The following is a 14,279-nucleotide window of genomic DNA, read 5'->3' as shown; positions in this document are numbered from 1 at the left end:
ACTGGAAAAAATTCAAATCAGATGCCCGTTATATGGAATGCGAGTCATATTAATAAAATCATATGTCATAATATCTTCTATTCCTATGATTACAACATCCTATTAGTAACTAAGTATTGATTATATGTACTATAAAAATATCTTCATTTTATTTATATATATGATTACATGTAAAATAAGATCATCTTCACTTTATTGACATATACTTTGAAGGAAGAAAAATTTCTGAACATTTCATATTAAACATATACCCATAAATACTTTAAACTCAGTTGCTAATATAGATTATCAAGACATACCTAACATTTTAAATTTTTTAGAGGAGTTATTTATGAGATATAATAATAAGTCAAACTCACCAAATTCGTGTGATAAGTTTCAGCTCCCCTGCTTTATTTCTGTATCCCCTTGTAATCAAAGTAATTGTTGTACACCTGTTTTTTTCTCAAATTCTCAACAACAAGAATTATTGCAAATAATAAACCAATTAAACCAAGCTATTCTTTCTTTCTTCACAACACCAAATCCTACAACTAGACATATACTCCAAACAGCATTACAGGCATTAAATGATTTATTAATAGCAGTACAACCAAATACACCAAATAGAAATTTAGTTTTAAGAACTATAAACCAATTAATCAATTCCTTACCTACTGCATCTCTCACTCAAATCTCAGCATTATTCCAATTTCTATTCCAAAACTTGTCTTCGCTTATTAGTTGTTCAAATATATCGGACCCCTTGTTACAGCAGACATTTAGCTTAATCTTACAAGGAGTCTTGAATAGTTCACTATTAAACATTACTGGAACGACAGGGCCTACGGGGCCTGAAGGACCTCAAGGCGTGCAAGGCATTCAAGGAACTGAAGGGCCTGAAGGACCTACTGGACCTCAAGGCGTGCAAGGCATTCAAGGAACTGAAGGGCCTGAAGGACCTACTGGACCTCAAGGCGTGCAGGGCATTCAAGGAACTGAAGGGCCTGAAGGACCTACTGGACCTCAAGGTGTGCAAGGTATTCAAGGTATTCAAGGACCACCAGGACCTACTGGTTCAGGGACAGGAACAGGAGTTCCTGGGCCACCAGGACCTACTGGACCTCAAGGCGTGCAAGGCATTCAAGGGCCTGAAGGGCCTGAAGGACCTACTGGACCTCAAGGCGTGCAGGGCATTCAAGGAACTGAAGGGCTTGAAGGACCTACTGGACCTCAAGGCGTGCAAGGTATTCAAGGGCCTGAAGGACCACCGGGACCTACTGGGCCATCGGGAGATTGTGATTGCCCACCGGGGCCAACTGGACCGACGGGACCTACTGGGCCTACTGGGCCGACGGGACCTGGATGTAATTTCCTTGTTTATGCTACAAACGCAGGAGCCATTGATGATCCTGCAGATGATACAGTATCTGTAATTAACACCGGAACAAATACAGTAGTCGATACAATCACTGTAGATAATGCACCTCTCGAAGTAACAGTTTCACCAAATGGGACTCGTGCTTATGTTACTAATATTTTTTCTAATACCGTTTCCGTTATTGATACTGCCACTAATACAGTTATCGCTACCATCCCTGTTGGAACTAATCCAATTGGTGTAGCTGTTTCTCCAAATAACACAACTGTTTATGTTGGAAATCATGGTAATAATACAGTTTCTGTTATTAACGCTGCTACCAACACAGTTGTTGGTACCATTAATGTTGGAATCGCTCCGCAAGGAATTACTGTTTCTCCAAATGGGACCCTTGCGTATGTTGCAAACGAATTAAGTAATACAATTTCTGTTATCGCTACTGCTACCAACACAGTTGTTGGTACCATTAATGTCGGTATTCGACCTAGGATAATCGTCTTCACACTAGATGGGACTCGTGCTTATGTCACAAATCAAAACAGCAATACTGTTTCTGTTATTAACACCGCTACAAATTCCGTTATTGATACAATTAACGTAGGTACCGAACCTGTTGGTATAGCTATTACACCGGATGGAGCTCGTATTTACGTTGTAAATAAAGTAAGTAATAATGTATCTGTAATAAGTACGTTGACAAACACCGTCATCGATACCATTCCGGTTGCACTATCACCAGACCAAGTGACTATCATACCAGATGGCACTCGCGCCTATGTTACAAACCAAGCTAGTAATACTGTTTCTGTCATCAATACTGCTACAAATACGGTTATTGATACGGTCCCAGTAGGTGTTGCTCCAACTGGTATAGCAACCGGATTTATTTGCGAATAATATAAAAAACAGAGAGACACTAATCATATTTCTCTGTTCTTCCATTAATCCCCATCATATCCGAGCAGTTAGCTTTTGCTAGCTGCTTTTTTTATAAATAATAATTAATTTGCCCAAGAGCATTTCAAAATATTTTCGTATGATATGGTGTATTTCTTTCTTTTGAGTGAATGATCTCGTCATGAGAGCACTTTATTAAGTGCTCTTTTCGTGTTTCAAATACATACAAAATAAAATTTTTATATTAATCTTAATTACACATTTAATTGAATATTAATTCATCAGATACGAATCATTTCTTATAAGGGCGCTCTGTACTTGCGCCCTTATATAAATACTCAAATTTATTTCCTCGCATATTTTTATAAATTGTATACAGTTCCATATGGAATTGTTGAAACAGAAATTCCGTATGGTGTAATATGATGCATTGGATAATAATACTCCATAGATGAATAGTACGGTTGTATGCCTTGCTGTATTTGTTTCATTTGCTGCTGTGCTTGTAACGCTTGTTGAACAGCTTGAATTGTACTTTGTGCTCCACTATACGTAATACCCGCCGTACCATACGGACGCATTCTATCTCGGGTATCAAAATATGAATAAAACATTAGTATTCAACTCACTTCCATATAAGTTATTACAAAGTATATTATGAGTGTTAATTTCAGTGAGTATTAAAAACTAGTCCACTAGCTTTTATTCAAATAACGTTTTTGTTCAACTGCCTTTTTTTAATCTCCACGCCTTATCAAAATATAATCTTATATATCTTTCAATTTATTATGATGCAAGTGTCTACACTAAATTGTTAGACAAGCATAAAATAAATTAAGTCTAATAATAAAGGAAAAATAAATATGCAAAACCGTTACATGCTTACAGTCAAACTCACCTCATTTAACGGGACAACGCTGACTGGCATTACTATAGAAGGTATCACGTTGACAGCGAACGTCACGTTAAGAACAACCTATCATCAAGCACTTCTCAATCGATTTCCCCCTCAGGACCCAGTTCGTCCCCTAGTCGTGAACTATAACGTAGCCGTCAAATCTGGCAGAAAATCTGCTATCTTGAATGCCGTGACGCAGCTCGCGAATGCTGGGGTAAGCGCGCAGGTCCGTCTGGATTCCTGCAACAATACCGTGGCATCCTTCCGTCCCGTTCCCTCAATAATATAAGTCAGATACCCGTCACAATAGGATAACGACTGTGACGGGTACGAAGCTGTTCGAGTGAATAGCCCTCAAATTTGTCCCCATTCCATTTCCCTTCACTCCTTGAATATTTTTTCAAAACCAATACATACTATTTTCAAGCCGCCGTATCCACGACTAATACTTCTTTCTTTTGTTACAGCAGAAGCAGGTAGATTCGTCACTTATCTGCTTTCTCTGTATATTTTTTAAAATATCGAAAAGACTACCTACAAGCTGTTTGAACTAGCAGCTTCACTCTTCTTGTAATGGGAAAGCAATTTATCACAATTAGCTAACTCATTCTACTCACTGGCAGACAACCAAAATTGTTGTCTGCTTTTTGTATGGAATTTTTCATTTTGCATATACTACTTTTGATCCTGTTTACCAATGCAAGCCATTTTGGTGTTTTGAATTCCGACTAAGCTTTTTTGTTGCATAGATTATTACATCTTTGACAACACTGGTTAAAAGCGCGTTTTCTGGTTATTCGTAGTTCTAGTCCAGAATAATTTTTCTCCTATAAAGGACAGTAGGTACGACTGCTCGTCCTTTTTTACTTATATCGCATACTCTCCCTTTTGACAGCTATGAACCACATTGCCTTCTTCATCGAAGTAAGCAATTTCCCAATAAGGGTGGCAGTTGTACGCTTCTATTTCCCCATCGAACAAATTAGTTTTCTAGTTTCCAACGATCGTACCCCACTTGCCAGCTACATTTACTCGCATACCCATGTAAGCAAAATGTAGATTTCGGTGGTTCTGCATTTTCTTGAAAGCTTTTTCAGCGCTGTACATCTGCTTGATGTCAAAAACACCTTCGTTCTCGCACTTTACAAACTTCATGAATTCTGTCATTGACATTTGATATCTCTTTAACTTTAAGGGTATATTCTCATGTCTTACCCAATATGCAAGAAGATGCAGCGAAAACATTCGCGAAGGGTATATTTCGATATGTGTTTACAAAATGTTTGCAAACACATATCGAAATGCTCAAAAGCATTGATTTAAAGGCATCTATAGCACATTGAAATAAAACATTACATATAAACTCATGTAATTTTAGTGCACCTTTTTTGAGATTGGAATATATTTTGTAAAATACGCCCCCACTAGCAACAATACGATTGAGACTAGCCAAGTAAAAATACCGCCAAAATGAAGCCAATATGCAAACAAATTTAAGATTGCAATTAAAAAGCAACAAATAGAAGTTAATGAACTTTTTAATCCTTTTATCCCCGCTTTTTTTCTTTTTTGATATGTTATATACATCAAATCGACTAGAAAAAGGATTAGAACAATTGGTAACATAGCTTGTAGCAATGGCAATCCCCCCTGTCTATTCCCACCCCTTCATTTTACCATCTTATTCCTTTTTAATCTTTAGGAGTCATTTCATTTTTCTCTTCTCTCCAAAAGTCAGCATAAGTTTTATTTTTAAAGTTCACATTCACTTCGGAAAACGGAAGGCTTTCTCCAACTTTCAATGAGTACCACTCGTTTAAAAGTGGCGATCCGAAGCAAATATTCAATGTACGATCCTGTAAATCAAATAATACAGAATGCAAAGTCCCAAACCACTCTTCATAATTATGCACCGTCACCCCGATAGGATATTCTTCTTCTACCAATCCTTTTAAAGATTCCATGCTCACCTGTTCATTTCGATTTAAATGCTCATGTAAAATGTGATATCTTTTTGTAGATTGTTCTAATTTCCTATTATTTAATTTCTGAATAGGTGAACTGACTGCATGGTTTGTTGATACGATAAAGCCTTGACTGTCTTCTTTAGTTGTTGTTGATTTAAAACCATCAAAAATCTCTATATGTGCCGCTTTTAAAGGATCAGCTACAATTATATTAATGTTACTTGCAATTGGCATTTCTTCTATTAATATCTTAGCCTCCTGCACATTTTGACATTTCTCCAATAATACCCGAATTACCGCAAAACATTGCAAACCATTTACCATCGGCTTTCTTAAACCATCAATATTCCCTACAGGTTGACCACATGCCGAAAATGTAACAGATAACCCATGCTCGTTAATTCCTTCTGTTCGTCCAAAATATTGAGTAGAAAAGCCACTATGTGCATATGCACCTTCAACATGCGTCGAGCAAAAACGCATATCATCTATTCTCGGTGATAAATCATAATTTCTTAATACATATGTATGCTCTGAATCAGTTTTTCTAGGTAATACTGCACAATGACTACAACCTACTTTTAATAGTGTTTGATAATAATACATCATATTTCTAGAAGGAATTTTCAATACTTCGCAAAACCCTTCAATTTCTTCATTAATTCCTGGACAATATTGTTTTAGTACATTTCTAGATTCTGTCCAATGGCTATCTGATATTAAATTTTCTTGCTGCATAAATTGTGGAATGAGATACGGATGATTTTTCACAAACTCCCCTTGCTGTTTTCCAACTTCATAATGACTTCCTTTTAGCGATGAAAAGTACCCCTTTACTTGATACACCATAATCTCCCCCTCACATTGAATATATTCCATATCATACCAAAACACTTTTGTTCATTCTTGATGTTTTTTGCTATTTCCCCCATCACAACCACGGTTTTCCTTTTCAAAAGTCATTATTTGCTGTCTAGTTAAAACCTTGTTAAGATTACCGTAAGAATAGACTTTTAATAGGTTGTAAAAATAAGTTCAACATTACAAAACTAGATTTAATAATATCAAATGGATAACACTCTACATTGAAACTTCTTATTTGCGATCAACTATTTATTGAAACGAGCAAACTTGTATTTATAGGATTGCAAATAGCCACATTTTACAATTAATGAATAAATTTTTTACTCATCCATTTTCAGGGCAAAAGGAGTATATATTAATGTGTAATAGCAAACCAATTGATTAATTAACTATTGAGGACCTGAAACAAAACCCAATATGGGAATGGGCAATAGACGAAGCGGAAAATGAAGAGTGCGATGAAACGTGGGTAAAACCAGTGGAAACAATAAATTTTACAGAAGAATTAAACGGTTCAATAGTACTTGGCGAATTAATAATACATAATGATGAGAAATTCCCTATGATGTGTAGTATTGATATTGAAAATAATGAGGTATTAATTAGTTCCATTGTTTTTATAACGAAAAAGAAGATGAGTATATTGCTATAGAAGATGTAGTGAAAAAGGTTGAAATGCCTTTATCACTTAATATTAATCTCACAATTAACGGAGAGCCTAGATTTTTAAAATTCTCTGCAGATAAAGTTGATATTTATAAAAACACTATAAAAACTAACTTAAATTAAATTTTAATTGAAGTAAGAGGAAAATACTCCTTAAGTAAAAAACAGGAAACCATTATAATTAACGGTTTCCCAAATATCCTTCTATTTTCAATATTTATATAAATCCATACTAAATAATCCCATTTTCCACCAATGTCTCTGCGATTTGAACTGAGTTCCAAGCAGCACCTTTTAATAAATTATCAGAAACGATCCAAAGATGGAATCCTTTTGATGTATCAGGATCTTTACGTATTCTACCTACAAATGTATCTCTTTTACCCTCTGCATATAATGGCGTTGGATAAATTTGTTCACTAGGATTATCTTGTAAAATAACACCTGGTGCATTCAGTAGTACTTCTTTAATTTCTGCAACGGTCGCTTCTTTTTCAAGTTCAATATAAACTGATTCAGAATGCCCCGATACAACTGGAACTCTGACGCAAGTAGCTGCCATTTTCAGATTTGGATCTTCTAAAATTTTCTTCGTCTCTTGAATCATCTTTACTTCTTCGAATGTGAAATCATTGTCTGTAAATATATCCACTTGCGGCAATACATTAAATGCAATTGGATAATGTTTTTTATCTTTTTTCGCTGGTAATATAGTGCTCTTCACTTCTTCACCTGTAAGCATTGACTTAGCTTGTTCTTTTAATTCATGAATCGCATGAATTCCTGAGCCTGATACGGCTTGATACGTTGAAACAATAATTCGTTCTAAACCAAATGATTTTCGAATTGGCTGAAGAGCTGTTACCATCTGTAGTGCTGAGCAATTCGGAACTGCAATGATCCTTTTATGTTCCCTTAAAGTATGTGCATTTACTTCTGGAACGACGAGTGGTACATCGTGTGCCATTCGGTATTCACTTGTGTTGTCAATTACGATTGCACCACTAGAAACTGCATGATTTACATATTGTCTAGAAACTTCTCCCCCAGCGCTAAAAAAGGCAATGTCTACACCTTCAAAACTAGTTGATTTTGCCTCTTGTATTTTAATCTCTCGCCCTTTAAATTGTACTATCTTACCAGCAGATGGTTTTGACGAGAGTAATGTAATTTCTTCTATATTAAATTTCGTTACCCTCTCTAACAATGCAATGATTTTTTGCCCTACTGCGCCTGTAGCTCCAACTACAGCTACATGATAGCTCTTTTCACTCATTTTTTCTCCTCCAATTCCAATTGAATGAATTTCTCCACAACTTAATTTTAAAAGAAATTTAATGATTTGAAAAATTGAAATACATGATATAATCATTCACAAATCATGATAATAAAAGAGGTATCATTTATGGAAATGAGACATGTTAAAACATTTTGTGCCATTGTTAAATATGGTAGCTTTTCTAAAGCTGCTCATGCATTAGGTTATGCGCAATCTACTGTGACAGCCCATATTAAAGCATTAGAGAACGATTTAAACATTCCTCTATTCGATCGATTAGGAAAAAAAATACTTCTTACAAAAGCAGGTCATCAATTTCATCCGTATGCATTAGAATTACTTACTATTTATGATAAAGCGCAAGAAATCCCTCAAAACAGTGACCATTTAGAAGGAACATTGGCTATTACATCTAATGAATCATTGGCAGTGTATCGGTTACCACAATTATTACGTACTTACAAACAGGAAAATCCGAAAGTAAATATCGTACTTGAGACAAATACCAATGAGCAAGCATTGAAAAAATTACATGAAGGAGAAACCGATGTTATCTTCATAATTGGAGAAAGTATAGAGCATAATGATTTTATTACGTGCAATTTATGTAATGAAACATTTGGATGGATTTTCCCTGCTCATTTCCCTTCAAACACTGATCCACTCCTTTTATTACAAGATACTCAATTTATATTTACAGAACAAAGCTGTGGCTATAGACCAATGGTAGATTGTTTTTTACGTCAAAGCGGAAAAAATCCTAATAAAACATTTGAGACTTCCAATGTTGAAGTCATTAAACAATCCGTTATGTGTAAGTTAGGAATTTCTATTCTCCCTTACATCGTTGTACAAGAAAGTAATCAAAAAGAACAACTCTGTTTTCAGCCCATCGAAACTCCAGCCGTCATTCAAAGCCACGTAATCTATCATAAATCTAGATGGATATCCCCAGTTTTGCAATCGTTTCTTACATTATTAGAGAGAATAGAAAAGTAAGCGAGTAATAACAAAAATGAGTAACTGCTCTAAAAAGCAATTACTCATTTTTGTTAAAATATTTGTGTTCATAACAGTAAAGGTGTTTCAAAATCAATATGTATATTATTTATTAGCTTGTACCTCACCTGCAATTAATTTACTACCTGAATATGTACCTTTTTGTATAAAAACTTGATTAATTAATTCTTTTTGCTCCTTTTCTGACATTACTCCTTTCCCTTCTCCTAAATTCCCACTTTGTAATTTCCAAATCTTGTTGTGGTCCACATCAATCTTTTCATATTTTCCTTGTTTCCATCGTTCTAAAATATCCACATATGTACTTTTTTGTGCAACATCATTACTGTTTATAATTTCAAGTAAACTTTCAATACGTTCTTGTGTTATAAAAATATAGCCCCACTTTTGATCAGCTTTCGTTTTTTGATGTGCCATTTCATGTAATGCTGTCTGTATGTTCTCATCTGTCCATTTAAAATTTTTGTTAAAACCACTATTCGGTAATGAATGATTGCCATTTTCTAAAAGCTTCGCATCTTCGGCTTTTACATTACTATCAGCTAACACTTCTACTGCCGGAGCTGCTGGTGAAGCTTTTTTAGCAGCAGGTTTACTGTTATTCAAATAATACAGCATACCATATGTTACACCTACGCCGATTACTGCCATACCAGCTATAATCCCTATTATTTTAAAAAGTGTTTTCATCTCGCTTGTTCCCTCCAAAACATCTCAGTTCTTACTACCTGATTATTTCTTATATAAAACCGTTACTTCATTCAAAATATATCATCCCATCCCCTATCATATTATTTATATATATTTCCTTATATTGTATTTCTTTTTTTGCGGAATTGAAAGATTATTCTGTTAAACATTAAAAATATTCTACAAAATTCACCTTTATATTTATAAAGAAACAAAAAAAACAACGAGCACCTTCTACACCACTCGTTGTTTTTACTTTATGCACGATTTTCTTTTAACCACTCCGTAATAGCATCTAACCTAGAAAGATCAAAACGTCTATCTTCACACACATTTAAGTTGTTTAAACTCGTCACAATTTCTAATTCATTCGACTTTACACTTTTCGCTTCAATCAATTTACAGTACCCGTCTGCAACGTTATTTAAATTTTCATAATACCGCTGAAATACTTTAGATATATGTAAATGTTTTTCAAAGTTTCTTCTGCTTTTCGTCTCATCAAATTCTTTCCGTTTTCTAAGCTCTTCATCATCCGTGTATAAATAAAAATATTGATCAGGAAAACCAATTTCCTTATTTATTAACTTTTCTTTATAAAAATTTTCTATTAAAGATAATGGTTGATTAAATATATCAAAATGGAAACACCAATTATAACTAAGTGGCTGATAAATATCACCATCGAGTATTACTATTTCATATTGCTGTGATTTCTGCACTGCCATATTCCAGCGCTCCACTTGTTTTTCAAAATACCATGTTCTATGTTCATTTCTAGGTCTTTCAAATAAAACGTTAACTTCTGGAATAATAAATGCACCGTAATTTCTTTCTAATTCTCGACATGTTGTACTTTTACCAACAGCGCTCGCTCCCTCAAACGCTACAATCCCCATATTTTCTCCCTCTTTCATTAGCTAATATCTCGTTGTTTCACTTTTCGCCCCCATAACTGTTTCCATAAAACGATTGAAGCGATAGAAAGCATTATTGTTGTAATGATACTACCTTCAATACCAAATGAGCCTCCATGAAGCACTTCTGACCCATTTGTTACAGGTTTAAATAGCGGCGTTGAATATATCGTCATGCCACTAACTGCAAAACCATAGACGTTATATTGCGCCCAATTCCAAATGGAATGCCACGCACATATCCCCCAAAGACTACTGTCTTTTAAAACGTAAAATGCTGTAAATACACCAACTAATATTATATTCGATATTGAAAGAATTGTAATACCGGGATTAAGTAAATGAAGAAAACCGAATAAAAAGGACGTCACTATAATCCCAACCCATATACGACTTCTAACAGAAATAACTGGAAACAACCAGCCTCGTACAATAATTTCTTCCGTTGCACCTTGTATTAAAAAAGCAATTAAAGATCCTACAATACCAAATATGGCGGTTGCCGTAATTTGTTGCATTTGTAGTTTTACAATCCCTGTTAATACAAGTACAATTACTGGTATTGAAATGAAGACAAATCCTATTAACGCACCTCTCAAATACTTTCTCATCCATTGCACTTTCCAAAAACCAATGGATGAAAATGACCTTTTTTCTACAAACCTAATCCATAAAAAAATAAAAAATATAGCCCCACCAAACGTTAATATCATCTCAATATTATTATAAATTGCCTTTACAAATGATGTATCCGCTTTCGGTAAAAACAGCATAAATAACATAAAAAATTCACCTAAAGTTAAAAATACAATAGCTAGTATTACAGCTAAAATAGGATGAACTTTTATTCTTCCTTCTTTCGCAGCTTCGATTATTTTAAATTGAGTATTTCGCAATATTCTCTCCTCCTAAACAAATAAATCACAACTGTTCTTAAATATATATATCCTTTCCCTTATACATACTTATTAATTAAAATGTTCTCAGTTTAGCATAAATCCAAATTAGGCATAATATATAAATAAAAGAGATGTCTTTGTGCCTTTTTGCTATAAACCCCCCTATTTTTTCTTGATTTTCCCAACACTTGCTATTTCCCACCATTTGTTGTAAGATAGTAATTAAGGTCAATTTAGTACTATATTTTCTTTGCATATTATCAAGTATCAATCAGGAATGTTTTGTACTCCTTATGGATTTTTGATAATATGTGAACTTTTATTTCCAATCGAATAAGGCCGATCATATTGTAATCTTTTTAAATTTTAGGAGGCATTACCATGACATTAACAGGTAAAGTAAAATGGTTTAACAGCGAAAAAGGTTTCGGTTTCATCGAAGTTGCAGACGGTAGCGACGTATTCGTTCACTTCTCAGCTATCACTGGCGACGGCTTCAAATCTCTTGACGAAGGTCAAGAAGTTAGCTTCGAAGTTGAAGACGGTAACCGTGGACCTCAAGCTAAAAACGTTGTAAAGCTATAATTCAATCAATAAAAAGGTTGTTACCAGCTCGGTTAACAACCTTTTTAATATATAACTAAAAATTTTTACATAAAAGGAGTGGTTACATGTATCGCAATCGAAAGAACGATGTAGCAGAAGTACCACCAGAACAAACCCCTGTTTGGGAATGTGAATCAGAGGATTGTTTAGGATGGATGAGAAAGAACTTTTCATTTGAAGAAGAGCCTAAATGCCCTTTATGTAAAAGTAGTATGAAAAGCGGAGAACGTTTATTACCTAAAATAGGTTGATTTTTACAAGCCCCTCTTATTTTAAATAAGAGGGGCTTTTTTATTAATAATGAATATCCTCTACATCTGTTCGTACAATAGAATACATTAATGCATCGTGTTGTTTATTTCCTTGATGAATGTATCCACGTAACAGCCCTTCTTGTTGAAAACCTAATTTAGATAACATATTACACGAAGTTATATTTTCAGGATATGTAATAGCTCCAATTCTAAATAAGCCTAAATCTCGAAATCCATAAGTAATAATTTCTCGAGCAGCTTCAGAAGCATAACCATTCCCCCAATAACGAGGATGCAAATCATATCCAATCTCTGAGCGTTTACTCCAAAGTTGTAAATTATTTAATCCAATTGTTCCTACTAGATTATTTGTATCTTTTAATACAATCCCCCAACGCATTGCCTTTTTCTCAAAGTAATTTTTCGAAAAAGATTCAATCATACGTGAAGCTTGTCCAAACTCAGTAAAAGAATTCATACCGTAATAACACGTTACCTCATCTAATGAGAATATTTCATATATTTTTTGACAATAAGATTGTTCTATTTCAACTAAGCGCAAGCGTTCTGTTTCTAACATAGGAAATACCATAGGATCACTCCTTTCTCTCTACTCATTTATTATAGCAGAAAAAGTATTTCTAATTAGGAAAGTCCTTAATGTCCCACAAATCAAATATTTCTAGCGATGTTTTATCCTCTTAATAATATATAACTTCGTTGGATTTATTAATTCCCCTCTAAAAACCACCCCTAATTTATACCCTCTCATGTTAAAATATAGAAAAACAGTAAATACTTCTTACGGAGGCGCTTAAACTTTATGTATATTTTCATTGGCTTATCCCTCTTGCTCATTTTACTCATTTTTTTATTCGCAAAAAAATTCACACCAAACTCATTTATGATGACAAGTTTTAAAGGAAATAGCTTTAAGACATTTTCAGTTGGTATATTAATCGCTGCTACACTCTCTCTTTCATACGGAATGTATCACGCAGCAACATATCAACCTAGATATTTAGATATTAAATTGCAAAATCAAAATTTCACTGTTTTTGGTAATGTTGGTGAGTTTGGTTATTTCTCAGAAGAATTACTAAAAAAAGAGACAGAAGTTGAACTGTATTTTGTCTCTTGGGAAACAATACAATTAAATAATCCAGAAATAATAGTAGACTACCCTTCAGGCAAACAGGAAACATGGAAGCCTAATATAACATTAATTCCTACAAATAAATTAAAAGAAAAACATAGTATTAAAGAACTTTATCGGCTCTCACCGTATTCCTTTGAAGAATCTGGAAAAATAACATTAACTATTAAAGAGAATAAAGACAATCATAAAAAGATTGCAATTAATGTGAAATAATTACAAATAAAATGTCCCTCCATTATGTTGGAGGGACATTTTATTTACATATGTATTCAATATTATTATTTTGACTGTTCATTCAATGTCGTAATTATTTCATTGGCAGTATTCTTTCCGTTTCCAATACAAGCACCAATTCCTACACCGTAATATGAAGCACCAGCTAAGTATACATTAGGATAAAGCACGGCCAATTTTTCTTGTAATGATTGAACAGCTTGATTATGTTCTAAATGATATTTCGGCATTAAATCTTTCCAATTTGTAACTTCAATTACTTCCGGTTCACCTTTAATTCCGAGGCTCTTTTCAATATCATATAAAGCAACTCGTACTAATTCTTCTTCACTATAACTTTTGATCGTTTCATATACTGGATTAGTGCTCTTATAAAACATTCTTACTAATAGCTTTTGTTTACCAGATGTATGTTTCCACTTCCTGCTTGTCCATGTGCAAGCATCACAATGTAAATCACTGTTTTCCGTTACGATAAAACCTGTGCCGTCAGCCGGTAGTTGTTCATCTAGTATGTCAAAACCTAAGTAAATACTTATAAGCGATGAATTTTTAAATTTATTAAAATG

At 34.1% G+C, this 14,279-nt stretch carries 13 protein-coding genes and 3 pseudogenes; 7 read left to right on the top strand and 9 right to left on the bottom strand.

All coding sequences use genetic code 11. The features are described 5' to 3' along the window. Nucleotides 1-331 precede the first annotated feature (331 nt). Nucleotides 332-2,257, top strand: coding sequence for a collagen-like repeat preface domain-containing protein (locus JFT89_RS15420; protein ID WP_016095299.1), 1,926 nt, complete (start codon nucleotides 332-334; stop codon nucleotides 2,255-2,257). Between the two features lie 362 nt (nucleotides 2,258-2,619). On the opposite strand, the gene JFT89_RS15415 is transcribed toward JFT89_RS15420, so the two are convergent. Next, nucleotides 2,620-2,871, bottom strand: coding sequence for a DUF3947 family protein (locus JFT89_RS15415; RefSeq protein WP_016095298.1), 252 nt, complete (start codon nucleotides 2,869-2,871; stop codon nucleotides 2,620-2,622). A 1,459-nt stretch (nucleotides 2,872-4,330) separates the two neighbouring features. Here JFT89_RS15415 and JFT89_RS15410 point away from each other — a divergent pair. After that, nucleotides 4,331-4,417, top strand: a pseudogene (locus JFT89_RS15410) (tyrosine-type recombinase/integrase); the annotation flags it as partial. Nucleotides 4,418-4,529: 112 nt separating this feature from the next. Here the strand turns inward: JFT89_RS15410 and JFT89_RS15405 are convergent. Next, nucleotides 4,530-4,793, bottom strand: coding sequence for a hypothetical protein (locus tag JFT89_RS15405; RefSeq protein WP_016095296.1), 264 nt, complete (start codon nucleotides 4,791-4,793; stop codon nucleotides 4,530-4,532). A gap of 53 nt (nucleotides 4,794-4,846) precedes the next feature. Further along, entirely contained in the window at nucleotides 4,847-5,968 is a 1,122-nt protein-coding gene (locus JFT89_RS15400) for a C45 family autoproteolytic acyltransferase/hydrolase (protein WP_033707619.1), read from the bottom strand. A gap of 409 nt (nucleotides 5,969-6,377) precedes the next feature. On the opposite strand from JFT89_RS15400, the pseudogene JFT89_RS30675 reads away from it, so the two are divergent. Continuing rightward, nucleotides 6,378-6,775 (top strand): annotated as a pseudogene (locus JFT89_RS30675) (hypothetical protein). Nucleotides 6,776-6,884: 109 nt separating this feature from the next. Here the strand turns inward: JFT89_RS30675 and JFT89_RS15390 are convergent. Next, nucleotides 6,885-7,928 (bottom strand): aspartate-semialdehyde dehydrogenase, encoded by a 1,044-nt coding sequence (locus tag JFT89_RS15390; RefSeq protein ID WP_201040330.1) that lies wholly within the window; start codon nucleotides 7,926-7,928, stop codon nucleotides 6,885-6,887. 129 nt (nucleotides 7,929-8,057) lie between these two features. Here JFT89_RS15390 and JFT89_RS15385 point away from each other — a divergent pair, with 129 nt between their 5' ends. After that, nucleotides 8,058-8,930 (top strand): LysR family transcriptional regulator, encoded by an 873-nt coding sequence (locus JFT89_RS15385; RefSeq protein ID WP_201040329.1) that lies wholly within the window; start codon nucleotides 8,058-8,060, stop codon nucleotides 8,928-8,930. 105 nt (nucleotides 8,931-9,035) lie between these two features. Here the strand turns inward: JFT89_RS15385 and JFT89_RS15380 are convergent, their stop codons facing one another. From JFT89_RS15380 to JFT89_RS15370, 3 genes are all read right to left on the bottom strand, one after another. Beyond that, nucleotides 9,036-9,641 (bottom strand): PRK06770 family protein, encoded by a 606-nt coding sequence (locus tag JFT89_RS15380; protein ID WP_016095292.1) that lies wholly within the window; start codon nucleotides 9,639-9,641, stop codon nucleotides 9,036-9,038. A 257-nt stretch (nucleotides 9,642-9,898) separates the two neighbouring features. After that, the gene (locus JFT89_RS15375; RefSeq protein ID WP_201040328.1) at nucleotides 9,899-10,558 is read right to left on the bottom strand and encodes a DEAD/DEAH box helicase family protein; all 660 of its coding nucleotides are present in this window, start codon (nucleotides 10,556-10,558) and stop codon (nucleotides 9,899-9,901) included. Continuing rightward, on the bottom strand, nucleotides 10,558-11,454 hold the full coding sequence (locus tag JFT89_RS15370; RefSeq protein WP_002065357.1) for a CPBP family intramembrane glutamic endopeptidase: 897 nt from the start codon (nucleotides 11,452-11,454) through the stop codon (nucleotides 10,558-10,560). The genes JFT89_RS15375 and JFT89_RS15370 overlap by 1 nt, the downstream gene beginning before the upstream one ends. Before the next feature lie 384 nt (nucleotides 11,455-11,838). On the opposite strand from JFT89_RS15370, the gene cspD reads away from it, so the two are divergent. Together cspD and JFT89_RS15360 are read left to right on the top strand one after the other, a co-directional pair. After that, nucleotides 11,839-12,042 (top strand): cold-shock protein CspD, encoded by a 204-nt coding sequence (cspD, locus tag JFT89_RS15365; protein WP_002012849.1) that lies wholly within the window; start codon nucleotides 11,839-11,841, stop codon nucleotides 12,040-12,042. A gap of 86 nt (nucleotides 12,043-12,128) precedes the next feature. After that, nucleotides 12,129-12,314 carry a cold-shock protein gene (locus tag JFT89_RS15360; protein ID WP_000286202.1) on the top strand — a complete coding sequence of 62 codons (186 nt, stop codon included), beginning with the start codon at nucleotides 12,129-12,131 and terminating at the stop codon, nucleotides 12,312-12,314. Nucleotides 12,315-12,357: 43 nt separating this feature from the next. On the opposite strand, the gene JFT89_RS15355 is transcribed toward JFT89_RS15360, so the two are convergent. Then, entirely contained in the window at nucleotides 12,358-12,909 is a 552-nt protein-coding gene (locus tag JFT89_RS15355) for a GNAT family N-acetyltransferase (RefSeq protein WP_002031946.1), read from the bottom strand. A gap of 231 nt (nucleotides 12,910-13,140) precedes the next feature. Between JFT89_RS15355 and JFT89_RS15350 the strand changes: the two genes are divergently transcribed. Beyond that, on the top strand, nucleotides 13,141-13,689 hold the full coding sequence (locus JFT89_RS15350) for a hypothetical protein (RefSeq protein WP_002065355.1): 549 nt from the start codon (nucleotides 13,141-13,143) through the stop codon (nucleotides 13,687-13,689). 65 nt (nucleotides 13,690-13,754) lie between these two features. Here the strand turns inward: JFT89_RS15350 and JFT89_RS15345 are convergent. Beyond that, nucleotides 13,755-14,279 (bottom strand): annotated as a pseudogene (locus JFT89_RS15345) (protoporphyrinogen oxidase); the annotation flags it as partial.

Source organism: Bacillus sp. TH25 (genome assembly GCF_016650935.1).
Classification (GTDB): Bacteria; Bacillota; Bacilli; order Bacillales; family Bacillaceae_G; genus Bacillus_A; species Bacillus_A mycoides.
The sequence above is the reverse complement of the archived record's forward strand: the minus strand, read 5'-3'. Positions and strand labels throughout refer to the sequence as shown.